A 23,989-nucleotide genomic window follows, 5' to 3' on the forward strand; every position below is an offset into this window, starting at 1 on the left:
ACGGCGCCCCCCGGAAAAAACGAACACCATGATGGATAACAAACGAGGCAAGGGACTTTCATTCGTCAGGAGGATCCATGCGCCGCGCACCATAGGCATGGGCATCGGCCTGCTCGGTGTCTATGCGGGCATGCTGCCGCTGGACCCGCCGACCTGGGTGTGGATCGCCATGTTCATCAACGGACTGGCCTGGCCGCACATTGCCTATTTCATTGGGATGCGCTCGCGCACGCCCTACCAGACCGAGCAACGCAGCCTGCTGATCGACTCCATGACCGGTGGCTTCTGGGCTGCGGCCATGCAATTCAACCCGCTGCCGAGCATTACCACCCTGTCGATGATGACCATGAACAACGTCGCCGCCGGCGGCCAGCGTCTGTTCCTGCGCGGCATGCTCGCCCAGGTCTGCGGCATGTTGCTGGGCATGGCGCTGTTCGGCCCGGGGCTGCAACTGGTCAGTACCACCCAGCAGGTCTATGCCTGCCTGCCCATGCTCACCCTCTATCCATTGGCCCTGGGCTGGGTCTGCTACCGCCTGGCGATCCAGCTCACCGAACACAAGCGCAGCCTCAGCGCCCTGAGCCGTACCGATAGCCTGACCGGCCTGCTCAACCACGGCTCCTGGAAGGACCTGCTGCAACTCAAGTTCCAGACCTGTCAGCAACAACGGCGCAACGCGGTGATTGCGATCATCGACATCGACCACTTCAAGCGCATCAACGACAGCTACGGCCACGTGGTCGGCGACGCCGTACTGCGTCACCTGAGCAAGGAGCTGAAGATCAACCTGCGCGAAGACGACCTGGCCGGACGCTACGGCGGCGACGAATTCTGCGTGATCCTCCCCGACACCAGCCTGGCCCAGGCCGGACGCATCATGGAGCGCCTGCGCGAGCGGGTCGCCGCCTACCGCGACGAGTCTCTGCCGGAGCTGCGCATCAGCCTGAGCATCGGCCTGGCCTTGTGCCGCAGCGATTTCGACGACCCGGTTGCCTGGCTCAACGAAGCCGACCGGGCCTTGTACAGCGCCAAGAACAATGGCCGCGACCAGGTCAATTTCGCCGACGACGGCAGCGCCAGCGCGAGAGTCGCCTATCCTGAGTGAAGTTCGCCCGCGGGGCAGGCTCGCCGGGCGCCAAGCAACAGGACCGGCACGCTTATGGATAGCACCGCCAGCACCCAATCGCCGAGGTCCCGCCCGCGATTGCACGCCCGCAGGCTGATCACCGGCGTCGTCCTGCTGTTCAGCCTTGCCTGCCTGATCGCCCTCGGCGCCCTGTTCAACATCGCCGTGCAACTGAACGACGGCGCCAGGGAGAAAAGTGCCTTCTATGCCGACAAGGCCCTGCAGCAGCACCTTGAGTCCTCGCGCCAATTCCTCTCCAGCTACGCAGTATGGAACGCCGCCTACGAGCACCTCGATGGCGAGGCCGACAAGCACTGGGCCTATATAGAGAAGAACGTCGGCGAGTCGTTGTATACCGCCAGCGGTTATGAGGGGGTGTTCGTCGTCGATGACCGGCGCACCAAATACGGGCTGTTCAAGGGGCAACCCAGCGACGCACCTATCGCCGCCTATATCGATGCCCCCGTGCAACCCATCATCGACCAGGCCCACACCCTCGCCGTCCAGCGCGGGCAACTGAGCCGCTACGTGCTGTTCAATGGCTGGCCCGCGCTGCTCACCGCCGCCGCGATCCGTCCGGATGACGAGGTGCTCGGAATCGACCCGCAGACCACCTCGGTGATGCTGTTCATCGAGCAGTTGACCCAGCCCAAACTGGACAAGCTGGCCGATGACGCCGGACTCGAAGGCCTGCACATCGCCAAGGCCGGAGGCAGCGCCGTCCAGCTCTCCCTCGACAACCTCGGCTACAGCCTGCAATGGACCCCGCCTCGCCCCGGCGACCAACTGCTCTGGGGTGTCTTGCCGCCCTTGCTCGGCGCCATCCTGCTCCTGGCGTTGCTGATGGCCTGGTTCTTCCGCCATGCCCTGCGCACCTCGCGGGAAATCGACGACAACCTCAGCGACCTGCACGCCAGCAACCTGGCTCTGGAAGCCAGCGAGCAGCGTTTTCGCGCGGTAGCGGAAGCCGCGTCCGACTGGATCTGGGAAACCGACCGACAGCTTCACCTGACCTATCTTTCCCAGCGCTTCGTCGATGTCACCGGCTACAAGATCCACGACTGGCTCGGCCAGCCGCTGAACCTGCTGCTCAGTTGCGACACCACGCCGCTCGGCGCCTGGCTCGACGATCTCGACCCAAGCAGCGGCCAGCAAGCGGCGCACCTGCGCTGCGCTTACCACGACCAGCACAACCTGTTGCGTTTCTGTCGACTGTCGGCGCGCCCCATTCAGGCCAAGGGCCGGCGCGTCGGCTTTCGTGGTACCGCCAGCGATATCACCGACGAAGTCGCCGCCCATGCCCATATCCAGCATTTGTCGATGCACGATGCCTTGACTGGCCTGGCCAACCGCAACAAGTTGTCGCGATTCCTCGAACAGGCCTTGCTCAAGGGCGAGCAGGCCGCGCCCCTGACCCTGATCCTGCTCGACCTGGACAGTTTCAAGCCGATCAACGACTCCCTTGGCCATGCCGCAGGCGACGCGGTTCTGCTGGAGGTGGCCGCACGCCTGCGCGAAACCACCCGCGACGGCGACCTGGTGGCCCGGCTCGGCGGCGACGAGTTCGTCCTGGCCATCGCCAATATGGACAACCGCAAGGAGATCGACCGGTTCTGCGTGCGCCTGATCGACAGCCTGCATCAGCCGATCGCTTACGAAGAGCACAGCCTGCATGTCGGCGCCAGCCTTGGTATCTCCCAGACCCGGCTACAGGGCTACGATGCTGGCGAGCTGATCCGCTGTGCCGATATCGCGCTCTACCAGGCCAAGGCCGAGGGCAAGAACACCTGGCGCTACTTCTCGGCGGAAATGAACCAGCAAATCCAGTATCGCCGGCAACTGGAAAACGACCTGCGGCGGGCAGTGAAGAACCAGGAATTCGTCCTGCACTTCCAGCCCCGCTACCGCCTGCAAAGCCTGGAAATCGTCTCGGTGGAAACCCTGGTACGCTGGCAGCATCCGGTCGAAGGGCTGCTCGGCCCGGACACCTTCATCCCCCTCGCCGAACAGACCGACCTGATCGTCCCCCTGGGGCGCTGGGTGCTGCGCAATGCCTGCGAGATCGCCCGCGACTGGCCCGCGCCGTTGCTGGTGTCGGTCAACCTGTCACCGGCACAGTTTTCCCGCAGCGACGTGGTCGCCGATGTCCGCCAGATCCTCATGGACACCGGTTTCCCGGCGCAACGCCTGGAGCTGGAGATCACCGAGAACGTCATGCTCAACGATATAGAAGGCGCGCTGGGCACCATGAATGCCCTCAAGGAGCTTGGCGTGCGCCTGAACATGGACGATTTCGGCACCGGCTATTCATCTCTCGGCTACCTGCGCACCTACCCCTTCGACAGCATCAAGATCGACAAGCGCTTCGTCGCCGGCCTGAGCAGCGACAGCAACGACCGCGCCGTGGTGCAGGCGATCATCAACCTCGGCAAGGCCATGGGCCTGACGGTGACCGCCGAAGGTGTCGAGACCGAGCAACAGTTGCGCGCCCTGGGCATGGAACAGTGCCATGAGGTCCAGGGCTTCTACCTGAGTCGGCCCCTGGAGCGCGACGATTTCGAAGCCCTGTTGCGTACTCATCGAAGCAGGGATGACCAGACCGGCTGAAGGTCAACCAAGGCGCCGGCGCTGCGCCATGATTTCCGGCAGGTCGCGACGGCGCTGGTAGACCCGCAAGGGCTCGCTGATGTTCAGGCGGTCATCGACATTCTGCTCCAGCAGCACATCGATCAGCTCGCGGCTCAGGGTCATGACCTCGCCCTCGCCGTCCTGCCAGACGAATTCGCTGCTGGGGGTGATGCTGTCGTCGGCCACGTCCATGCCGAACGAGTCTTCGCTGAAGCGCACGATGTGTTTGCCGAGCTTGCGGTGGAACCCGACGAAGCCCTTGAGCTGGTCGGCGGCGGCGCAGATGTCCTGGGAAGTGATGTGCATGTCAAACCTCGCTGAAACACCCGGGTGGATGTCGGTCAAAAGGGATTGGCACGCAAGCGGATGGGCAGACCTCTGGCGGGAATGCTCGAATTCCGAAAGATTACTGGAAATTGCCTACCGCTGGGGCGGAAATTTCTTTGGCGTCGCGGATGCTCGCTACACTAGGAATCCTTGTTGGCGTTTCGGTACCTGTTTTTCCGATGACTAAAGCAGCACTTTCAGATAGCGCTACCATCGGCCGGATCAGCGTGATCCCGGCCATCCTCCAGGTCATCAGCGAGACCACGGGGCTGCGTTTTGCCGCAGTAGCGCGGGTGACCGAAGCGCGCTGGACCGCATTGGCAGTGCTCGATACCTTCGGTTTCGGCGTGCCGGTAGGGGGCGAACTGGATGCCACCACCACGCTGTGCAACGAGATCCGCGCCGCGCAGCAAACCATCGTGATCGACCAGGCCAGCCAGGACGAGGCTTACCGCGACCACCCCACGCCACGCCTGTACAGGTTCGAAAGCTACATCGCCGTGCCGGTGTTTCGCAGCGACGGCAGTTTCTTCGGCACCATCTGCGCGCTCGACCCTCTCCCACGCCAGCTCAAGGGCAGCGCCATCCAGCCGATGATGGAGGCCTTCGCCCGGCTGCTGTCGATCCAGATCGAAAGCGAAGAAAGCGTGCAGCGCACCGAACTCGCGCTGGAAAAGGAACGCGAGATTGCCGGCCTGCGCGAAAAATTCATCGCCGTGCTCGGTCACGACCTGCGCAACCCGCTGTTCGCCATTACCGCCGGCGCCGAGCTGCTCAGCAAGCGCCTGACCGACCCGCGTTCGCGGACCATCGCCGAGCACATCCTCACCTCAGGCCACCGCGCCACCCACCTGGTGCGTGATGTGCTGGACTTCGCCCGCGGTCGCCTCGGCGATGGCATTCCCTTGAACATCCAGCCCTGCCCCGACCTCGATCAGGCCCTGCGGCATGTGGCCGAGGAGCTGCAACGGGTCCACCCGGCCCGGCAGATCGAGTTGGAGATCGGCGATCTGTCGGATATGAACTGCGATCGCGAGCGGATATGCCAGGTGCTTTCCAACCTGATCGCCAACGCCTTGCAGCATGGTGACGAACAGGGGGCGATCCGGATTTCGGCGAAAATCGCCGACGACCAGTTCATTCTCGGCGTGCACAACGGTGGCTCGCCCATCGCCCCGGCGATCATGACGCAGATGTTCGAGCCATTCTCCCATCCCTCCACCGATGCACCACAAGCCGGCCTCGGCCTCGGCCTGTACATCGCCAAGCAGATCGCCCTGGCTCATGGCGGTTACATGGATGTGCAGTCATCGGTGACGGCCGGCACCCTGTTCAGCCTGCATCTGCCCCTGGATCAAGCTGCTGCGCCAGCAAGCCGGCCAGCCAGTCCATGAACAGGCGCACCCGCGGCGGCAGGTAGCGCTGGCGGGCGTAGAGCAGCGAGACCGGCATCGCCTCCGGAACATGTTCCGGCAGAAATGCACGCAAGCGCCCGGCCGCCAGGTAGTCGCGTACGCCGATCCAGGGCGCCTGGATGATGCCCAGCCCTGCCAGCCCGGCGCTTTCATAGGCATCGGTATTGTTCGCGGTGATCGCCCCCGGCATTTCCACGAAGCGCGTCACCTCTCCGTCCTCATACTCGAAGCCGGTGCTGCGGGTGCCGAGGTTCTGCACGTAGTGCACCAGTCGATGGTCTTGCAGATCCGCCAGTGAAGTCGGAGTGCCATAACGTTCGAGATAGGCCGGGCTGGCGCAGTTGACCACCGCCAGCCGACCCAGTGGCCGCGCCACCACGGCCAGGTCGCCCAATCCGCCGATGCGCAGCACGCAATCGAAGCCCTCGCGCAGCAGGTCCACCTGGCGATCGGTGCAACTGACCTCCAGGGTCAGCCCGGGATGGCGGTCCATGAACTCCGGCAAACGCGGAAGGATGATGCGCCGGGCCATGCGAGTCGGCAGATCGACCCGCAGGCAGCCAGTGACATCGGCCGGATCGGCACGAAACATCCCCTCCAGTTCCTCCAGGCGCGACAGCAGCTCTTTACTACGCTCGTACAGTTGCAGGCCGTCCTGGGTCGCCTGCACCCGCCGCGTCGAACGGTTGAACAGGCGCGCGCCCAGCTGGTTTTCCAGGGCGCGGACCTGCTCCGACACGGTCGAACGCGGCAAGCCCAGTTGCTCGGCGGCCAGGGTGAAGCTGGCCAGTTCATTGACCCGGATAAAGGTTCGCAACAGTTCCGGCTTGAGCATGTCGGGGCGCATCCATTGTTCGAATCGTGCGAACAGTATTTCCGAATCCAGCGGATTTATCAGCACAACAGCGACCAATAGACTCTCTTCAACCCATCACCCTCCCCCATCGAGGTAGCGCACATGACCCGCAAGATCGCACTGATTACCGGCGCCAGCCGTGGCCTGGGCAAGAACGCCGCGGAGCATCTGGCCGCCCAGGGCTTCGATATCATCGGCACCTACCACAGCAAGGCCGGCGAGGCGCAAACCCTGGTCTCCACCCTGCAGAACGCCGGGGCCCGCGCCGCCATGCTGCAACTGGATGTAGGCAATAGCGCCAGCTTCGAGGCCTTTGCCAGCGCACTGAAAGACACTTTGAAGAATCACTTCGGCCGCGAGCACCTGGATGTGCTGGTGAACAACGCCGGGATCGGCATCAACGTACCCTTCGCCGAAACCAGCGAGGCGCAGTTCGACCAGTTGCTGAACATCCAGCTCAAGGGCCCGTTCTTCCTGACCCAGCGCCTGCTGCCACTGATCGCCGACCAGGGCCGGATCATCAATATTTCCAGCGGTCTGACGCGGTTCTCGTTGCCCGGCTATGCCGCCTACGCGGCGATGAAAGGGGCGATGGAGGTGCTGACCCGCTACCAGGCCAAGGAGCTTGGACAACGGGGAATCCGCGTGAATATTTTGGCCCCCGGCGCCATCGAGACCGATTTCGGCGGCGGCGTGGTGCGCGACAACCGGGATGTGAATGCGGTGATCGCCGGTAATACCGCACTGGGCCGGGTCGGGCTGCCGGATGATATCGGCGCGGCCATTGCGGTACTGGCCAGCGATGGGGCTGGCTGGGTCAATGGTCAGCGTCTGGAGGTCTCGGGCGGGATGTTCCTTTAAGAGTCGCCGCGTCCCCTGTGTGGGCTTGCCAGCGATGAGGTCGGCCTGAGCAATGATGTTGTCAGGTCTGGCCAAATCGCTGGCAAGCCAGCTCCCACAGGGTTCTGCGGTGTTTGCCAGAGCTATTGTTCTCCAACCTGCACGCTGGCGGTCATGCCGGCGCTCAGGTTGACCCCTTCCGGCACCTTGTCGAGGCTGATCCGCACCGGGATGCGCTGGGCCAGGCGCACCCAGTTGAAGGTCGGCTCGACTTCGGCGAGCAACTGGCTGTCGGGGTTGGCATTACGGTCGGTGATGCCGCGGCTGATGCTCTGTACATGGCCCTGCATCGGCTCGCCGGCGCTCATCAGCCAGATCTTCACCGGCGCACCGACCTTGATCCGCGGCAGTTTGGTTTCCTCGAAGTAGGCCTGGACATAGAAGGTCGAGTCGTCCACCAGGGCCATCACCGGTTGCCCGGCATTGACGTAGTTGCCTTCGGCGAGGCGCAGGTTGGTGATATGCCCGTCGCGCGGCGCCTTGACCTTGCTGCGCTCCAGATTGATCTGCGCGACCTTGGCATCCGCCTGGGCCTGGCGCAGTTCACCACGGGCGACGGCAGCGCCGATCTGGGCGTTCTCGCGCAATTCGGCGCTGATCGCCTGCGGCCCGAGGGCGGCGCGGCGGGACGCTTCGTGCTCACGCAGGCGCAATTGCTGCTGACGGGTGTCGGCGACAGCATTGGCTTTGTCCAGCGCCGCTTCGAAGCGATCGCTGTCGATCGACATCAGCAACTCGCCGGCCTTCACCTCCTGGTTGTCCTTCACCTTCAACTCGCGCACCCAGCCGGACACGTCCGGCGCGACGATGACCACATCGGCGCGGATCTTCGCGTCGCGGGTCCAGGGGGTGAGCATGTAGTACTGCCACAGGCGGGTGCCGGCGAAGATGGCCACGGCCACCAGGCACAGGGTCAGGGCGATACGCACGGTGCTACGCATGGACGAACTCCTCAAAGGTACAGCGTGACCAGGGTCAGCACGCAAACGAACAGGGCGCAGTCGAACAGCGCCTCATGCCAGATCCAGCGGCCCAACGGGGTCAGGCGCAGGACGAAGCGCAGCAGCCCGGTAAGCAGCAGCGCCAGCAACACATAGATCAGAAACGGACTGAGCAGCACCCCGCCCAGTGCCCACTCACGCAAGCCCATGCAGATCCTCCAGGCGGCGGCACCAGCGGCCCCAGCTCTTTTGCAGTTGCAGAACGGCGCCCACCGCCAGGCGCAGCGCATCGCTGGCCGGTTGCTCGCGCAGGGCGGCGATGAAGGTTGCGCTGGCCGCGTCCAGGCGCTGCTCGCGACCCGGGCCGGGGCCTCTCGCCAGTACGTCCTGCAGTTGTTGCAGGTACTCGCGTTCGGCCGGTTCCAGCGGTGCCCGGGCGATGGCCAGGCACATGCGCAGGTGCAGCAGTTCGTCGCCCATGTCGAGGCCGTGCAGGCCGTCGTCCCAACGGCCGCGCTCGTGTTCCGGCAGCGCGGTGTAGTGGCGGGCCAGTTGCAGCAGGCGGTCGGCCATGCGCCCGCCGAACCAGGTTTCCGCACCGCGCAGGTCGCGCCGGGTCAGGCGCACCAGGTCGCTCTGGGTCGCGGCGCGCAGGCGGCGGCCATGCCAGGCGGGGTTGCGCAGCACCAGCAGCTTGAACGCCAGCACCGCCGCGCCGACGCCCATGAGCATGGCCTGACCATTGTTGAGGAAGCTTTCGACACTGAAGGTCATGCTGTTCAGCGGCGAAACCAGGACGATGAAGTGCAGGCAATAGGACGTCGCCGTGGCGCCGATTCGCGGATTGGCCATGCCCAGGGCGCCGAAGAACAGCGGCACGCCCATGCCCAGGCACAGCAGGGCGAAACTGCTCCACTGCGGCAACAGGATCTGCCCGACCAGGAAGGCCACCGGCAACGCCAGGAGGATCCCGCGCAGGAAACTCATGCCGATCTGCGCGCCGTTCTCGCGGCTGGCGAACAGGCTGCAGACCACGCAGGTCAGCACCAGCCCGCCCGGCGCGGCGCCCCAGGCGGTGGCCATCCAGAACGCCGCCATGGCCAGAAAGGCCAGGGCGCTGCGCGCGCCGAACAGCAGGCCCAGAGGGATATCGCGGTGCGCGGCGAGGCTGTCGGGCAGGTCCGGCGGCGCTTTGCCCTCCTCTACCGCACCCAGGGCCTCGGTCGCGGCGGCAGCGTTGTCCAGCAGCAAGGTCATGCGCGCCAGGCAGTAGTGTTCGGCGGCGCTGTCGCGCAGGTGGAGGGCGGCTTGCCAGAGGCGCTCACGCAGCGCTTGCAAGTGTTCGCGGTCGGGATTGGCCAGTGCCGCACGGACTTCGTCCAGCCAGGGTTGCAGGTGTTCAGCCTCGCGGTCGTCCAGTTGTCGCCACTGCCGCCGGACCGAACGGGCGATACGCAGCAGGACCAGGAGCTTCTGGCTCAACCCACGAATCGCCCGGGCGCGCTGGCGACCGAGGCTGCCTTCGAACCAGGCGTGTTCGCGCTGGGAATCCACGGCGACGATGCGGCCGAGGATTTCCACCAGGCTCTTGCGCCCTTCTTCGTCGCCACCGAGGGTCGCGCTGGCCGCCTGCAAACCGCTCTGCCAGGCCTGACGTGCCTGCACGGCCAGTTGCTGTTCTACCCGTAAAGGCCAAAGCAAGGCGCTGCTCAGGGTGGCGCAGATGATGCCCAGGCTGATCTCGGTGCAGCGCGCCACGGCCTGGTCGAAGATCTGCAAGGGATGGGCGATGGCCGGCAGGGCGATGATCGCCACGGTGTAGCCGGCCAGCACGAAGGAGTAGGACCAGGCGCTGCGCAACAGGGTCGAGCAGGCGGTGCACAGGCCGAGCCACAGCGCCAGGCAGATCAGGAACAGCCAGGGGGTCTGGGCGAAGACCGCCATGAACACCACCGACATGATGGTGCCGACCAGGGTCCCGAGCAGGCGCGCCAGGCCCTTCTGCAGGACCATGCCGGAGAGTGGCTGGGCGACGATGAACGCAGTCATCAGGGCCCAGGCCGGTTGCTCCAGGCCCCAGCGCAGCGCCAGCCACAACGCCAGTCCGCCACCGAGCAAGGTCTTGATGGCGAACTGCACAGCTGCTTTGTTGGGGGCGAACAACGCCTGGAGGGTGATGGGCACGGGGGTGGGCCTGAGGGTGGTGGGGTTAACGATAGTCAGTGGATGGGAAAAGAGCCCAGATTATTAGCTAGCTAACTATCATTAGTCCAGCACCTTTTCCAAGGACAACAAAAAACCCTGTGGGAGCTGGCTTGCCAGCGATTTGGCCAGACCTGACAACATCATTGCTCAGGCCGGCCTCATCGCTGGCAAGCCAGCTCCCACAGGCTCTTGTGTTGTCCAGGTAAAAACGTATTGCTGAAAACAACAGGCAAAAAAAAGGGGCGACCGAAGTCGCCCTAAATGCCTTGCGTGCTCGTTGTATCGGGAAGGGTCAGCGGTCTTTGCGCTTTTGCGAGTCCTTCCAGATGAAAAGTCCGAAACCGGCGAAGAAAACAAACATCAATCCGACCGTGACGACGCCAGCGACAACCACATTATCGAAGAACATGTCGGCCTCCATTTGCCTGTGCCTGTCCGATGAGTGAACAGTAGCGAATGTGCCGGGAGGGAAAATTGACCGAGGTCAATGGCGCCCGGAGCGGGCGCCGGAGGCGGGTGCAGGCTTGACCTGCATCAAGATTTTCAGCGCTTGGAGGGTTTGCCCTTGGGCTTTTTCTTCGACTTCTTGGCAGCGCCGATCGGCATGGCCTGCTCGAAGGCCTTGCGCACTTCGTTCAGGCGTTTGTCATTGAGGTCATGAATGCGGCGGGCGCGCTCGGCGCCGAAATCGATCAGGTTGTCGTCTTGGCTCATGGTCGGGCTCGGAAGGCGGACAGCGAAGCGCTCATCATGAAGGCTCGCGCCGCAACTGCAAAGTCTCGCGTCAGACTTCGATATCCACCAGCAACCCCTGGCGGTTCTCGCCGCCCATCAGCGGGGCGACCGGCACGGTGTTGTCGGCATTGAGGTCGTCACCCGGCGTCGGCAGGTAGGGATCGTCGCCCTCCTCCTCATAAGCCGGTTGCCCGCCATGCTGGCCCTGGCGCCGGCGTTGCTCTTCGCGCAACAGCAGCGCGGCCTGTTCCGGATCGCGGTGCTTGAGGTCGATCGCGCCCTCGCTGGAGGCCGGCTGGGTCGGGACCACGGGCTTGATGTCCGGGGTCGGCTTGACCGGGTCCATTTGCTGCGTGATGGGGGCAGCGCTTAGCGGGATCAGTGGTGGCAGCATGGGGTTCAGTCTCCTGTCACCGCTCTATCGGCTCGATATCTCTATGCTTGAGCGTTGGACCGGCCTCTCCGGGCGATGTTGCAGGGCCCGTGAAGCAATCGACGGACGGGGCGGGATGCCCGCATGGCCGGAATCTTTGGTCTGAAAGGCCGCTATCCGTTAAGATAGCCAGCTTTTTCATGGCGGGAGTCAGGCAGTATGGCGCAGCAGTATCAACCGGGACAACGCTGGATCAGCGACAGCGAAGCCGAGCTGGGTCTGGGTACCGTTCTGGCACAGGATGGCCGCTTGTTGACCGTGCTCTACCCGGCGACTGGCGAGACCCGCCAGTACTCCCTGCGCAACGCCCCGCTGACCCGGGTGCGTTTCTCTCCGGGTGACCAGATCACCCATTTCGAGGGCTGGAAACTGACCGTCCGCGAAGTCGAGATGGTCGACGGCGGCCTGCTGGTCTATCACGGCCTCGACGCGCAGAACCAGGCGCGCACCCTGCCGGAAACCCAGCTCTCCAACTTCATCCAGTTCCGCCTGGCCAGCGACCGTCTGTTCGCCGGGCAGATCGACCCGCTGCCGTGGTTCTCCCTGCGCTACAACACCCTGGAGCACACCAGCCGCCAGTTGCAGTCGTCGCTGTGGGGCCTGGGTGGCGTGCGCGCCCAACCGATCGCGCACCAGCTGCATATCGCCCGCGAAGTGGCCGACCGCATCGCGCCACGGGTTCTCCTGGCGGACGAAGTGGGCCTGGGCAAGACCATCGAAGCCGGCCTGGTGATCCATCGCCAACTGCTCTCCGGCCGCGCCAGCCGCGTGCTGATCCTGGTTCCGGAAAACCTCCAGCATCAGTGGCTGGTGGAAATGCGCCGGCGCTTCAACCTGCAGGTGGCCCTGTTCGATGCCGACCGCTTCATCGAAAGCGATGCCAGCAACCCGTTCGAAGACGCCCAGCTTGCCTTGGTCGCGCTGGAATGGCTGGTGGACGACGAGAAGGCCCAGGACGCACTGTTCGCCGCCGGCTGGGACCTGCTGGTAGTCGACGAAGCACATCACCTGGTCTGGCACGAAGAACAGGCCAGCCCTGAATATGCACTGGTCGAACAGCTTGCCGAAGTCATTCCTGGCGTCCTGCTGCTCACCGCCACCCCGGAACAACTGGGCCAGGACAGCCACTTCGCCCGCCTGCGCCTGCTCGACCCGAACCGCTTCCACGACCTGGCCGCCTTCCGCGCCGAGAGCGAGCACTATCGCCCGGTGGCCGAAGCCGTGCAGGAACTGCTCGACAACGGCCGCCTGTCGCCGAAAGCCCACGCCACCATCCAGGGCTTCCTCGGTGCCGAGGGCGAAGCCCTGCTGGCCGCCGTCAACGATGGCGACAGCCAGGCCAGCGCGCGCCTGATCCGCGAACTGCTGGACCGCCACGGCACCGGCCGCGTGCTGTTCCGCAACACCCGCGCCGCCGTGCAGGGCTTCCCGCAGCGTCAACTGCACGCCTATCCCCTGCCCTGCCCGGACCAGTACATGGAACTGCCGGTGGGCGAGCACGCCGACCTCTACCCGGAAGTCAGCTTCCAGGCCCAGGGCGACGTCGACGACGAAAACCGCTGGTGGCGTTTCGACCCGCGGGTCGACTGGCTGATCGATACCCTGAAGATGCTCAAGCGGGTCAAGGTCCTGGTGATCTGCGCCCACGCCGAAACCGCGATGGACCTGGAAGACGCCCTGCGCGTGCGTTCCGGCATCCCGGCCACGGTGTTCCACGAGGGCATGAGCATCCTCGAGCGCGACCGCGCCGCCGCCTACTTCGCCGACGAAGAGTTCGGCGCCCAGGTGCTGATCTGTTCGGAAATCGGCAGTGAAGGCCGCAACTTCCAGTTCGCCCATCACCTGGTGCTGTTCGACCTGCCGGCCCACCCGGACCTGCTGGAACAGCGCATCGGCCGTCTCGACCGGATCGGTCAGAAGCACACCATCGAACTGCACGTACCGCACCTGCAGAACAGCCCGCAGGAACGCCTGTTCCAGTGGTACGACCAGGCCCTCAACGCCTTCCTCGCCACCTGCCCGACCGGCAACGCATTGCAGCACCAGTTCGGCCCGCGCCTGCTGCCGCTGCTGGAAGATACCGATGACGGCCAGTGGAACGCGCTGATCGCCGAGGCCCGTGCCGAGCGCGAGCGTCTCGAGTCCGAGCTGCACAGCGGCCGTGACCGCCTGCTGGAGCTCAACTCCGGCGGTGCCGGCGAAGGCCAGGCGCTGGTGGAAGCGATCCTCGAGCAGGATGACCAGTTCGCCCTGCCGATCTACATGGAAACCCTGTTCGACGCCTTCGGCATCGACAGCGAGGACCACTCGGACAACGCCCTGATCCTCAAGCCGAGCGAGAAGATGCTCGACGCCAGCTTCCCGCTGGGCGACGACGAAGGCGTGACCATCACCTACGACCGCGACCAGGCGCTGTCCCGCGAGGACATGCAGTTCCTGACCTGGGAACACCCGATGGTACAGGGCGGCATGGACCTGGTGCTGAGTGGCTCGATGGGCAACACCGCCGTCGCGCTGATCAAGAACAAAGCGCTCAAGCCGGGCACCGTGCTGCTGGAGCTGCTGTACGTCAGCGAAGTGGTCGCCCCGCGTTCGCTGCAACTGGGCCGCTACCTGCCACCGGCGGCACTGCGTTGCCTGCTGGATGGCAATGGCAACGACCTGGCGCCGCGGGTGTCCTTCGAGACCATCACCGACCAGTTGGAAAGCGTGCCCAAGGCCAGCGCCAACAAGTTTATCCAGGCCCAGCGCGATGTGCTGGCGCCGAAGATCAACGCCGGTGAGGCCAAGGTCATGCCGCGTCACGAAGAGCGTGTGGCCGAGGCGCAACGGCGTCTGGCGGCGGAAACCGATGAAGAGCTGGCGCGGTTGACTGCGCTGCAGGCGGTGAACCCGACGGTGCGTGACAGCGAGATCGTGGCGCTGCGCAAGCTGCGTGAGGATGGCTTGGCGATGCTTGAAAAAGCGGCGCTGCGGCTTGAGGCGATCCGGGTCCTTGTAGCTGGCTGATCGCCGACGGCCAACACAAAACCCTGTGGGAGCTGGCTTGCCAGCGATTACGATGGTGAATTCACTACCGCTATCGCTGCGGTTCGGCGGTCCGACAAGCCAGCTCCCACAGGGTCCGCGTCCGCTCTAGGATGCTTCGGCTGTCTTGCCGACCTGAGCAGCCCCCTCCTCCACCATCCCGTCCTTCATCTTCTGCGCATCCCGGGCAAAGGTCCGCGCTGCGAACAGCAGAAACACCAGGGTCGCCGCCAGGGCCACCGGGATGAGCCCCATGGCGTTGTGCAACCCCACCGCCTTGAACGCCTCGGTCATCTCGACCGTGCCCGCCTCCAGCATCGCCACCTGGGCGTAATGATCCGACAGGGTCCCGACCACCACCGGCCCCAGGCCGCCGCCCAGCAGATACAGCCCGGCAAAGAACAGCGCCATCGCCGTCGCCCGCAGGCGCGGCTGCACCACGTCCTGGATCGCGGTGTAGACGCAGGTGTAGAAGTTGTAGGCAAACAGCCAGCCGATGCCGAACAGGGCGATGAACACGCCGATCTCCACCCGCCCCAGATACAGCGCGGTGCCCGTCCCGACCGTCGCCACCAGCATGCTGAACGCGCCGAACAGCAGGCGCCCGCCCGGCATGCGCTGGTGGATCTTGTCCGCCACCCAGCCGCCCAGGGTCAGGCCGATCAAACCGGTCACCCCAACGATCACCCCGGTAGCCACCGCCGCATTCTGCAACGACAGGGAGAAATAGCGCTGCAGCATCGGCACCATGAACGAGTTGCAGGCATAGGTAGCGAAGTTGTACGCCAGCCCGGCCAGCACCAGCCAGCCGAAGGTCGGAATGCTCAGGACCCGGCGCAGCGGCCGGTCCAACGGTACCTGGGACGAGGCCACCGCCTCCGCCGCACCCCGTGCCGGCTCGCGGATCATGAACATGAAGATCGCCAGCAACAGCCCGGGCACCGCCGCAATGAAGAACGGCGCACGCCAACTGCCGAAATACTGGACCATCGCACCGATGGTGAAGAACGCCAGCAGCAGCCCCAGCGGCAGACCGAGCATGAAGATGCCCATGGCCCGGGCCCGGCGCTCGGCGGGGAACAGGTCACCGATCAGCGAGTTGGCCGCCGGCGCATAACTGGCCTCGCCGATGCCCACGCCCATGCGCACCAGCAGGAACGTCCAGAAACTGCCAACCATGCCGTTGACCGCCGTCAGCCCGCTCCACACGGTCAGGCCCCAGCCCATCACCTTGCTGCGCGACCCGGTATCGGCCAGGCGCCCCAGCGGCAGGCCGGCAATCGCATAGACCAGGGTGAAGGCGGTACCGATCAGGCCGATCTGCATATCGCTCAGGTGCCATTCCAGGCGGATCGGCTCGATCACGATGGCAGGAATGGTGCGGTCGAAGAAATTGAACAGGTTGGCGAGGAACAACAGGAACAGAACGCGCCAGGCATTGGCCGCTTGAGTGGGGCTGTGCATCGGAAGATCCCTCTTTTTATCGTGGTCGGCGCATCGCGCATGCCGGACAAAATCTAGAAGGCCGGGCCCCGTCTGTCTGCGATCATCCATGAGATTGATGGCGGGTAATTGTAACCATTTGCAGCGTTATGCCCCGTAGCGATAAAAACCCCCGCCACACCGCTGAAATCAATCTGCCATCAACGGGTAGAGCACACCATACTCAAAGCCAAAAGAGTCTCCAGGCAGTTTGGGGACGAGTGCAAAGCTCGGCTGAACTGAGAGGCGCGCTATGGAATGGCTGCACATGATGCTTGCCGAGCACCCCGTGGGTCATTTTGCCCTGGCGGCGCGGCACAACCCGTGGCTGATCCTCCTTGCCTACCTGGTGATGTGCGCCGGTAGCTTCGCCACCCTCGATATCATCGAACGCATCGGCGATGCCGAACAGGCCAGCGCCCGGCGCCGCTGGAAACTGCTCGGTGCCTGTTGCCTGGCCTGCAGCGTGTGGGCCATGCACTACATCGGCATGCTGGCCTTCGAGACCGCGCTGGAAGTCCACTACGACATGTTCCTCACCGGCGTGTCGCTGCTGATCATGCTGTTCGCCGCCCTCGGCGCCATGAGCTTTCTCGGCCAGAGCCAGCCAAGCCTGCGCCACTACACCCTGGCCGCCCTGTGCATCGCCGCAGGCGTCGGGATCATGCACTACACCGGCATGGCCGCCATGCGCTCCAATGCGCAACAGCATTACAGCCCGACCCTGGTCCTGGCATCGGTGGTGGTAGCACTGCTCGCCGCCTTGTTGCCGATGCTGATGGCCCGTCATCTGCGCCAGGGCCACGTCGCCCGCCCGCAGCTGTTCAAGTACAGCGCCGCGCTGCTCATGGCGCTGGGCATCATCGCCACCCACTACGCCGGCATGCACGCGCTGACCCTGATTCTGCCTGGCGGCGGCTCGCCGCAGATTCTGGTCACCGACAACAGCCTGCAACTGAGCCTGACCATCGCCGTGATCACCCTGCTGATCAGCGGCAGTTGCATCAGCGCGGCGCTGTCGGACAAGAAGCTGCAAAGCAAGGAACAGGACCTGCGCCGGGTCAACACCCTGCTCAGCCAGCTCGACCAGGCCCGGGTCTCGCTGCAACAGGCGGCGCACTACGATGCCCTGACCAACCTGATCAACCGCCGCGGCTTCAACCAGATTTTCGCCGAGCGCCTGGCCGAGCGTACCCAACTGGGTGGCATGCTCGGGGTGATGTTCCTCGATATCGACCACTTCAAGCGGATCAACGACAGCCTCGGGCACGATGCCGGCGACCAGTTGCTGAAGGCCATCGCCCACCTGATCAGCGCCGCCACCCGCACCCAGGACGTGGTCGCTCGCCTCGGCGGCGACGAATTCTGCATCCTCTTCAACCTCAACAGCGCCGACGAAGCCCGCGGCCTGGCCCAGCGCATCCTCAACAAGGTGCGCGAACCCATCGACCTGGCCGGGCGGCGCATGGTCATGACCACCAGCATCGGCATCAGCCTCTACCCCACCGACGGCAATACCTGCGACGAACTGCTCAAGCACGCGGATCTCGCGCTCTATCAATCCAAGGGCGGCGGACGCAACAAGGCCAACTTCTTCAGCGACAACCTCAAGACCCGGGCCACCCTGGAGCTGCAACTGGAAGAGGAACTGCGCATCGCCCTGCACGAAGACCGCGGCCTGCGCCTGCACTACCAGCCGATCTACGAACTGGCCAGCGGCAAGGTCAGCAAGCTGGAGGCGCTGATCCGCTGGCAGCATCCGCAGCATGGCCTGCTCAGCCCCGACCGCTTTATCGGCATCGCGGAAACCAACGGGCTGATCGCCGACCTCGACCTGTGGGTCATGCGCCGCGCCTGCCACGACCTGGCGCAGTTGAGCCAGCACGGTTTCAGCGAACTGAAGGTGACGGTGAACTGTTCGGCCCTGACCCTGGGCCGCGACGAGCTGGCCAAGGAAGTCGAGGATGCCTTGCACAGCGCCGGGCTGCCGGCCTGGCGCCTGGAGCTGGAAGTCACGGAAAACGCCCTGATGGCCAATATCCATAGCACCATCGAGTTGCTGCGGCGTATTCGCGACCAGGGCGTGTCGCTGTCGATCGACGACTTCGGCACCGGCTATTCATCCCTGGCCTACCTCAAGCGCCTGCCCCTGGACACCCTGAAGATCGATCGCTCGTTCATCCAGGACGTGCCGCACTCACGGGCCGACAACAATATCGTCCAGGCGATCATGGTCATGGCCCACACCCTGCACCTGAAGGTGATCACCGAGGGTGTGGAGACCGAAGAGCAATACCGCTTCCTCCAGCGCCTGAACTGCGACGCCATCCAGGGCTACCTGCTGAGCCGGCCGGTACCGCTGGAGGATCTGCGCGCGGTGCTCGACAACCTCAACCACCGCGAAGAACGCCTCATGGCTTGCTGCGATACAGATCAATCAGCGTCGCTGGATCTTTTTCCAGATAGCCCTGACTGCCGTGCAGGCGCATCAACTGCGCGGCCAGGCCGCTGACGGGAGTCGCCGAGCCCTGCTCGCGGGAGAATTTCACCGCGGTATCGAGGTCCTTGAGCAAAGTTCGCACATGCCACTTCACCGGTTCGAAACGGCTTGCGGCCATCTGCGGGGCGAGGATTTGCAAGGGTTTCGAATCGGCGAAACCGCCGGCCAGGGCTTCGGCGACCAGGCTGGCATCCACGCCTGACTTCTCCGCCAGGGCCACCACTTCGGCGATCACCAGGGCATTGCAGGCCACGATCATCTGATTGCAGGCCTTGGTCACCTGACCTGCACCAACGCCGCCCATATGGGTGACCCGCTGGCCGAGAGAGAGGAGTGCCGGGCGGACCCGCTCAAGATCCTCGGCCTCGCCACCGACCATGATTGCCAGGGTACCCGCCTCCGCCCCCGGGGTGCCGCCGGACACCGGAGTATCCAGCCAGCCCATGCCGGTGTCGGCCTTCAGTTGCGCAGCCATTTCCCGGGTGGCGGTGGGTTCGAGGCTGGAAAAATCCACCAGCAACTGCCCGGCCCGGGCCTTGCCGGCGATACCGCCGACGCCGAACACCACCTCGCGCACCACCGCGGTATCGGCCAGGCACAGCATCACCACGTCGGCGGCCTCGCACAGCTCGCCCGGGGTCTGCACCTGGCGAGCGCCGGCAGCCACCAGCGGCGCGCATTTATCCGGGGAACGGTTCCACACGGTCAGGTCATACCCGGCCGCCAGCAGGCGCCGGCACATGGGCAGGCCCATCAGGCCGATACCGGCGAACCCCAGGGACAAAGGCAGTGAATGGCTCATCTACAGCTCCAGACAGTTAAAGAAGTTGACGGATCGGACGATTCAGAAGGCGGCGCGACAGGAAAACCCCTAGTTTTTATAAGGTAAACCCTGATCGCTTACGCCGGAGACGCACTGATACAGTCGCGAAACTTTCCAGGGATGGCTCAATGATATCGACTGTTGAACAGCCTTCCCCCCAGGCACATGGCGCAAAATGACCTCCAAGAATACTCCTGCCGACGTGATTTCCGAGCTGCTTTCAGCCACGACGCCCACTTCCTACGGGGCCCGCAGCTATTACAGCCAGCCAACCCTGAGCCCGCAGCAATACCTGTACTTCACCGAACCGGACACCCAGCGCATCCTCGACAACCTCGACGGCCTGCGCGACCTGGTGTTCCCGCCGAGCCAGCATGTCGAGGACGACGCCCAGTTGCGCCTCGACCAGCAGTTCCCTTCGGTGTGCCTGATCGGGCTGGGGCGCTGCGGCTCGAACATCGCCCTGGATGTCGCCGAACTGGTCTACAACGCACGGACCTTCTACCTCAACGAATTCAAGAGCGAGGACCGGGTCGGCAACGATCCGTCCTACAACCCGGCGCGCTGGATCCGCAACAACCTGCGTCTGGTCCAGGCCAAAAGCGCCAAGCCGGTGTTCCTGGTGGAACCGCTGGTGATGCTCGGCGACCTGGACAAGGACATCGCCGGGCGCATCCGTTTCTCGCGCAAAGGCGAAAAAAGCGGCTTTTTGCGCGACTACAGCAAGATGAAGATCATGGACCTCTCCGAGGTGCATGCCGGTGGCGCCGGTAACGCGCCGATCCTTGGCCAGTACCTGGCGAAGATCATCCTCAACAAGGAAACCCACCGCTTCTCCAGTGCCGACTGGAAGCTGATCCACTCGTACCTGATCGACTCCTGCGGGATCAAGGCCAACCAGTCGCGGCTGTACTTCTATATCTTCAGCGCCGGCGGCGGTACAGGCTCGGGCATGGCCTCGGAGTTCGGCCTGGCCCAGCAGTACTCGTACATGAACAAGACCTTCGACACCAAGCCGGCCGACGAGCAGGACGGCGAGGCCGGGCATTCGTTCGTCTTCGAACCGATCTTCACCAGCGGCATCTGCGTGCTGCCGAACATCTCCGATCACCGCAGCGAAATGTCCGAGGCCCTGCACATCAACGCCGGGCGCCTGCTGTGCAAGTACCTGTCGGAAGAGTGGGACTTCTCGTACAACTTCGACAGCGAAGACAGCAGCGAAGCCAGCGTGATGGGCCGCATCCGTCCGTGGAACGCGATGATGCTGATCTCCAACGACATCATGCGCTACGCCGAAGCCAGCGATGACGGCAATATCCAGAACATCGACGTCAACGCCATGGAGAAGCACGCCAACCAGTACATCTCCCAGCAGATCTTCAACATCCTCACCGCCCAGGCGGTGACCACCGACTACGACCAGAACTACTTCCGGCGTGCCGGCATCGATATCGGCGAGACCATCCGCCTTGACGCCAACGACCTGTTCATGAGCCTGGCCGGCCCGGTGGCGATCGCCTACGCCGAGTCGGTGGTGCCGGAAACCCCGGGCAGCAGCTCGGAGAAAGGCTTCAAGGTGTTCGAGAAGGAGCCGCCGCGGCTGGATATCGACGACCTGTTCTTCCGCTCCATCGACCTGCCGCACTTCAACAAGGACACCCAGGCCATCGAAGGCATCAGCCTGTTGCCGATCGAATCCAAGCGCTATCGCGCAGCCCTGGAGCAATACCGCAGTTCCGGCTGCGACGCGGCGGCGTTGCATGACCTGCATTTCTTCAAGAACTGCTCGTCGGTGGTATCGATCGTCTCGTTGCCCAAGGACTACAAGCTGTCCTACATGGACCTGAACCGGCTCAAGACCCACCTCAACAGCCTGTTCCCCAACACCACCCTGAAGCGTTATGCCCTGGTGATCGGCGCCTCGGCCAACCTGTCGCTGACCACCCTGATCGCCAAGAGCCCGTGCCTGTCGGATGACTTCCTGACCTTGATCGTGGCCTTTATCAAACGCTGCTTCGCCAAGGCGCCGTACCGCTTCGACGAGACCCTGGACAACGCGATCCTGGAATTCATCATGCAGGAGGAATTCGAGGAAGAACGCATCGACGAGCTGCTCAGCGAATTCGAGAACCCGGCGAAGATCCTCGATACCAACTGGTATGCGATCAAGCCGATGTACGAGAAGAAATATCGCGAGCTGATCAACGACAAGAGCAAGTTCGTGTCGATCAACGATATTCGGCTGTCGCGGGAATGTGTGAAGAAGGCCGTTAAATACTTGCGCGAGATTTACCGGCACCGGATTGGCAAGACCCGGGTTATTTCCCTCAATAGTCATACCGGCAAGGTCGACTACTAAAAAAAGCGCGACGCGGACCCTGTGGGAGCTGGCTTGCCAGCGATGACTATGGTGAATTCACCATCGCAATCGCTGGCAAGCCAGCTCCCACAGGGTCCGCGTCGCGCTTTTATCTTTCAGGCATCCCGCCCGGGAACTGTTACCGCTCCCGACTGGTGCAACGGGCACTGTTACCAACCGTCACCCTGCCTGATCGGCCTCGCGCACCAAGATGGACTCGCTGTGCGTTTTCGCGCACCAAATCCGAGCAACCTCAGGCCGATGGCCGAACCTGAATCACGATAAACGGCTGCACCACCACCGCCCAGATCTCTGGCTCGCGGCTCTGCAGGTCGAGGGCCTGTTCGGCGCTGACCGGCCCGACAGTGCCAGCATCACGCCACTGTGCGAAGGTTTCACTGCGGTTTTCTGCCATTGCCTGTGCGACTTCGATCAGGTCCAGGGAAGGGTCGACCCAAATCAGGTCACCCTTTGCCCAAAAACGCTCCAGGGCTTTCCACTCGATTACCGCAGTCTCGCCGAGCAATTTGGCATAGAGGGTGCTTGGTTCATCAATCATGGGTTTCACCAAAAATAATCAGGCCACTTTGAAAGGCCGCTATTTTTGCAGAAAAACCCAGTTTCAAATAAGTAATTGGTCGACAGGTTCAGCAAAGCCAAACGTTTCCGGGAACTTCCGGAGTCAAATAAGACGCTTTTTTGTAACTTTATGTCGAACAGGCGACACCCTCTGTTTTTGCCTCGGCGGGCCTGCTTTTCAAGCGATCAAGCAGCGCTCTACACTGTACCGGTACAGTTGCCAGGCATTCACCGGGGATGAAACCGGAAAGCGGGCCGCGATACGGCGTAGCCGTACCGGGTCTGTCGGGTCCTCTGCCCTGGCGCAAGGACGATAAAAATTACAACAGAATGAGTGGAGCACTATGAGTAAAGTTTCCAAGCTGTTCGCCGCGATGGTCCTGGCCGGCGTCGCCAGCCATTCCTTCGCCGCCGATACCATCAAGATCGGCATCGCCGGCCCGAAGACCGGCCCGGTGACCCAATATGGTGACATGCAGTTCATCGGTGCCAAGCAAGCCATCAAGGACATCAACGCCGCTGGCGGTGTCGATGGCAAGATGCTCGAAGCCAAGGAATACGACGACGCCTGCGACCCTAAACAGGCCGTGGCAGTCGCCAACAAAGTGGTCAACGACGGCGTCAAGTTCGTCATCGGCCACCTCTGCTCCAGCTCCACCCAGCCAGCGTCCGACATCTACGAAGACGAAGGCGTGATCATGATCACCCCGGCAGCCACCAGCCCGGAAATCACCTCCCGCGGCTACAAGCTGATCTTCCGCACCATCGGCCTGGACAGCGCCCAGGGCCCGGCGGCCGGCAACTACATCGCCGACCACGTCAAGCCGAAGGTCGTCGCGGTCCTGCACGACAAGCAGCAATACGGTGAAGGCATCGCCACCGCAGTCAAGTCGACCCTGGAAGGCAAAGGCACCAAGGTTGCCGTCTTCGAAGGCCTGAACGCCGGTGACAAGGACTTCTCGTCCATCATCCAGAAACTCAAGCAGAACAACGTCGACTTCGTCTACTACGGCGGCTACCACCCGGAGCTGGGCCTGATCCTGCGCCAGGCCAAAGAGAAAGGCCTGAACGCCAAGTTCATGGGTCCGGAAGGCGTCGGCAACGACTCCATCTCGCAGATCGCCCAGAACGCTTCCGAAGGCCTGCTGGTTACCCTGCCGAAGTCGTTCGACGCCGATCCTGAGAACAAGAAGATCGTCGAAGCCATCAAGGCCGACGGCAAGGACCCAAGCGGTCCGTTCGTGTTCCCGGCCTACTCGGCTGTAGAACTGATCGCCCAGGGCATCAAGAAAGCCGGCAGCGAAGACACCGACAAGGTGGCCGCGGCCATCCACGCCGGCACCTTCAAGACTCCGACCGGCGAGCTGTCCTACGACGAAAAAGGCGACCTGAAGGACTTCAAGTTCGTGGTCTACGAATGGCATTTCGGCAAACCGAAAACCGAAGTTTCCCCTCAGTAACACCGTCTGATACATGACCGAAAAGCCCACTGTGCGAGCAGTGGGCTTTGTTTTACGAGGTTCATGGAGCCGTTTCCCGCGATCCGGGATCGGCTTCACCTGAAAATCTTAAAACCGTCACCAGCGGTTCCCTGGCAACGCATGCGCCAAAGTGGCCCCAGACCGCAAGGCCATGCCGGGTGAAAGCCCGCCA

The 23,989-nt window shown here is 63.6% G+C and carries 19 protein-coding genes; 8 read left to right on the forward strand and 11 right to left on the reverse strand.

Annotation, left to right across the window (positions count from 1 at the left end; translation table 11 throughout):
• Positions 1-31: 31 nt before the first annotated feature.
• Together AC2CQI_RS13690 and AC2CQI_RS13695 are read left to right on the forward strand one after the other, a co-directional pair.
• Complete coding sequence (locus AC2CQI_RS13690) at positions 32-1,105, forward strand: diguanylate cyclase (RefSeq protein ID WP_484580451.1); 1,074 nt, start codon at positions 32-34, stop codon at positions 1,103-1,105.
• A gap of 54 nt (positions 1,106-1,159) precedes the next feature.
• A complete protein-coding gene (locus AC2CQI_RS13695; protein WP_484580452.1) occupies positions 1,160-3,733 on the forward strand; it encodes a bifunctional diguanylate cyclase/phosphodiesterase in 2,574 nt (857 codons plus the stop codon).
• A 3-nt stretch (positions 3,734-3,736) separates the two neighbouring features.
• Here the strand turns inward: AC2CQI_RS13695 and AC2CQI_RS13700 are convergent, their stop codons facing one another.
• Positions 3,737-4,060, reverse strand: coding sequence for a DUF2025 family protein (locus tag AC2CQI_RS13700; RefSeq protein ID WP_075804481.1), 324 nt, complete (start codon positions 4,058-4,060; stop codon positions 3,737-3,739).
• 200 nt (positions 4,061-4,260) lie between these two features.
• On the opposite strand from AC2CQI_RS13700, the gene AC2CQI_RS13705 reads away from it, so the two are divergent.
• Entirely contained in the window at positions 4,261-5,475 is a 1,215-nt protein-coding gene (locus AC2CQI_RS13705; RefSeq protein WP_484580453.1) for a GAF domain-containing sensor histidine kinase, read from the forward strand.
• On the opposite strand, the gene AC2CQI_RS13710 is transcribed toward AC2CQI_RS13705, so the two are convergent.
• Positions 5,414-6,331, reverse strand: coding sequence for a LysR family transcriptional regulator (locus AC2CQI_RS13710; RefSeq protein ID WP_075804483.1), 918 nt, complete (start codon positions 6,329-6,331; stop codon positions 5,414-5,416). The two genes, AC2CQI_RS13705 and AC2CQI_RS13710, sit on opposite strands and share 62 nt — an antisense overlap.
• A 123-nt stretch (positions 6,332-6,454) precedes the next feature.
• Between AC2CQI_RS13710 and AC2CQI_RS13715 the strand changes: the two genes are divergently transcribed.
• Entirely contained in the window at positions 6,455-7,213 is a 759-nt protein-coding gene (locus tag AC2CQI_RS13715) for an SDR family NAD(P)-dependent oxidoreductase (RefSeq protein ID WP_484580454.1), read from the forward strand.
• Positions 7,214-7,335: 122 nt separating this feature from the next.
• On the opposite strand, the gene AC2CQI_RS13720 is transcribed toward AC2CQI_RS13715, so the two are convergent.
• The 6 genes from AC2CQI_RS13720 to AC2CQI_RS13745 form a co-directional block, all read right to left on the reverse strand.
• On the reverse strand, positions 7,336-8,193 hold the full coding sequence (locus AC2CQI_RS13720; RefSeq protein WP_484580455.1) for an efflux RND transporter periplasmic adaptor subunit: 858 nt from the start codon (positions 8,191-8,193) through the stop codon (positions 7,336-7,338).
• Positions 8,194-8,204: 11 nt separating this feature from the next.
• The gene (locus AC2CQI_RS13725) at positions 8,205-8,402 is read right to left on the reverse strand and encodes a DUF1656 domain-containing protein (RefSeq protein WP_075804486.1); all 198 of its coding nucleotides are present in this window, start codon (positions 8,400-8,402) and stop codon (positions 8,205-8,207) included.
• Positions 8,389-10,377 (reverse strand): FUSC family protein, encoded by a 1,989-nt coding sequence (locus AC2CQI_RS13730; protein WP_484580456.1) that lies wholly within the window; start codon positions 10,375-10,377, stop codon positions 8,389-8,391. Before AC2CQI_RS13730 ends, AC2CQI_RS13725 begins: the two co-directional genes overlap by 14 nt.
• Positions 10,378-10,690: 313 nt before the next feature.
• A complete protein-coding gene (gene ccoM / locus AC2CQI_RS13735; protein ID WP_042122864.1) occupies positions 10,691-10,807 on the reverse strand; it encodes a cytochrome c oxidase subunit CcoM in 117 nt (38 codons plus the stop codon).
• 134 nt (positions 10,808-10,941) lie between these two features.
• Complete coding sequence (locus AC2CQI_RS13740; protein ID WP_086937243.1) at positions 10,942-11,112, reverse strand: hypothetical protein; 171 nt, start codon at positions 11,110-11,112, stop codon at positions 10,942-10,944.
• A 70-nt stretch (positions 11,113-11,182) separates the two neighbouring features.
• Entirely contained in the window at positions 11,183-11,527 is a 345-nt protein-coding gene (locus AC2CQI_RS13745; protein ID WP_075804488.1) for an aspartate-semialdehyde dehydrogenase, read from the reverse strand.
• A gap of 198 nt (positions 11,528-11,725) precedes the next feature.
• On the opposite strand from AC2CQI_RS13745, the gene rapA reads away from it, so the two are divergent.
• A complete protein-coding gene (gene rapA, locus AC2CQI_RS13750; RefSeq protein ID WP_075804489.1) occupies positions 11,726-14,575 on the forward strand; it encodes an RNA polymerase-associated protein RapA in 2,850 nt (949 codons plus the stop codon).
• A 126-nt stretch (positions 14,576-14,701) separates the two neighbouring features.
• Here the strand turns inward: rapA and AC2CQI_RS13755 are convergent, their stop codons facing one another.
• Positions 14,702-16,057 (reverse strand): spinster family MFS transporter, encoded by a 1,356-nt coding sequence (locus AC2CQI_RS13755; RefSeq protein WP_484580457.1) that lies wholly within the window; start codon positions 16,055-16,057, stop codon positions 14,702-14,704.
• 271 nt (positions 16,058-16,328) lie between these two features.
• Between AC2CQI_RS13755 and AC2CQI_RS13760 the strand changes: the two genes are divergently transcribed.
• The gene (locus AC2CQI_RS13760; protein WP_484580458.1) at positions 16,329-18,587 is read left to right on the forward strand and encodes a putative bifunctional diguanylate cyclase/phosphodiesterase; all 2,259 of its coding nucleotides are present in this window, start codon (positions 16,329-16,331) and stop codon (positions 18,585-18,587) included.
• Here the strand turns inward: AC2CQI_RS13760 and AC2CQI_RS13765 are convergent.
• Positions 18,487-19,377, reverse strand: a complete 891-nt coding sequence (locus tag AC2CQI_RS13765; protein ID WP_484580459.1) for an NAD(P)-dependent oxidoreductase — start codon at positions 19,375-19,377, stop codon at positions 18,487-18,489. The genes AC2CQI_RS13760 and AC2CQI_RS13765 overlap by 101 nt on opposite strands.
• 196 nt (positions 19,378-19,573) lie before the next feature.
• Here AC2CQI_RS13765 and AC2CQI_RS13770 point away from each other — a divergent pair, with 196 nt between their 5' ends.
• Complete coding sequence (locus AC2CQI_RS13770; protein ID WP_075804492.1) at positions 19,574-21,757, forward strand: hypothetical protein; 2,184 nt, start codon at positions 19,574-19,576, stop codon at positions 21,755-21,757.
• Between the two features lie 253 nt (positions 21,758-22,010).
• On the opposite strand, the gene AC2CQI_RS13775 is transcribed toward AC2CQI_RS13770, so the two are convergent.
• Entirely contained in the window at positions 22,011-22,316 is a 306-nt protein-coding gene (locus AC2CQI_RS13775) for a DUF2288 domain-containing protein (protein WP_484580618.1), read from the reverse strand.
• A 364-nt stretch (positions 22,317-22,680) separates the two neighbouring features.
• Between AC2CQI_RS13775 and AC2CQI_RS13780 the strand changes: the two genes are divergently transcribed.
• Positions 22,681-23,796 carry a branched-chain amino acid ABC transporter substrate-binding protein gene (locus tag AC2CQI_RS13780; protein WP_075804494.1) on the forward strand — a complete coding sequence of 372 codons (1,116 nt, stop codon included), beginning with the start codon at positions 22,681-22,683 and terminating at the stop codon, positions 23,794-23,796.
• Positions 23,797-23,989 lie beyond the last annotated feature (193 nt).

It is taken from the genome of Pseudomonas sp. P2S-1 (assembly GCF_057197725.1).

Excerpts from the sequence above, each read along its gene's own strand:
- AC2CQI_RS13715 (WP_484580454.1), top strand. The coding sequence starts at position 6,455 with ATGACCCGCAAGATCGCACTGATTACCGGCGCCAGCCGTGGCCTGGGC.
- AC2CQI_RS13740 (WP_086937243.1), bottom strand. The coding sequence starts at position 11,112 with ATGAGCCAAGACGACAACCTGATCGATTTCGGCGCCGAGCGCGCCCGC.
- rapA (WP_075804489.1), top strand. The coding sequence starts at position 11,726 with ATGGCGCAGCAGTATCAACCGGGACAACGCTGGATCAGCGACAGCGAA.
- AC2CQI_RS13755 (WP_484580457.1), bottom strand. The coding sequence starts at position 16,057 with ATGCACAGCCCCACTCAAGCGGCCAATGCCTGGCGCGTTCTGTTCCTG.
- AC2CQI_RS13710 (WP_075804483.1), bottom strand. The coding sequence starts at position 6,331 with ATGCTCAAGCCGGAACTGTTGCGAACCTTTATCCGGGTCAATGAACTG.
- AC2CQI_RS13695 (WP_484580452.1), top strand. The coding sequence starts at position 1,160 with ATGGATAGCACCGCCAGCACCCAATCGCCGAGGTCCCGCCCGCGATTG.
- AC2CQI_RS13745 (WP_075804488.1), bottom strand. The coding sequence starts at position 11,527 with ATGCTGCCACCACTGATCCCGCTAAGCGCTGCCCCCATCACGCAGCAA.
- AC2CQI_RS13760 (WP_484580458.1), top strand. The coding sequence starts at position 16,329 with ATGGAATGGCTGCACATGATGCTTGCCGAGCACCCCGTGGGTCATTTT.
- AC2CQI_RS13705 (WP_484580453.1), top strand. The coding sequence starts at position 4,261 with ATGACTAAAGCAGCACTTTCAGATAGCGCTACCATCGGCCGGATCAGC.
- AC2CQI_RS13720 (WP_484580455.1), bottom strand. The coding sequence starts at position 8,193 with ATGCGTAGCACCGTGCGTATCGCCCTGACCCTGTGCCTGGTGGCCGTG.
- AC2CQI_RS13765 (WP_484580459.1), bottom strand. The coding sequence starts at position 19,377 with ATGAGCCATTCACTGCCTTTGTCCCTGGGGTTCGCCGGTATCGGCCTG.
- AC2CQI_RS13780 (WP_075804494.1), top strand. The coding sequence starts at position 22,681 with ATGAGTAAAGTTTCCAAGCTGTTCGCCGCGATGGTCCTGGCCGGCGTC.
- AC2CQI_RS13690 (WP_484580451.1), top strand. The coding sequence starts at position 32 with ATGGATAACAAACGAGGCAAGGGACTTTCATTCGTCAGGAGGATCCAT.
- ccoM (WP_042122864.1), bottom strand. The coding sequence starts at position 10,807 with ATGTTCTTCGATAATGTGGTTGTCGCTGGCGTCGTCACGGTCGGATTG.
- AC2CQI_RS13725 (WP_075804486.1), bottom strand. The coding sequence starts at position 8,402 with ATGGGCTTGCGTGAGTGGGCACTGGGCGGGGTGCTGCTCAGTCCGTTT.
- AC2CQI_RS13775 (WP_484580618.1), bottom strand. The coding sequence starts at position 22,316 with ATGATTGATGAACCAAGCACCCTCTATGCCAAATTGCTCGGCGAGACT.
- AC2CQI_RS13700 (WP_075804481.1), bottom strand. The coding sequence starts at position 4,060 with ATGCACATCACTTCCCAGGACATCTGCGCCGCCGCCGACCAGCTCAAG.
- AC2CQI_RS13770 (WP_075804492.1), top strand. The coding sequence starts at position 19,574 with ATGACCTCCAAGAATACTCCTGCCGACGTGATTTCCGAGCTGCTTTCA.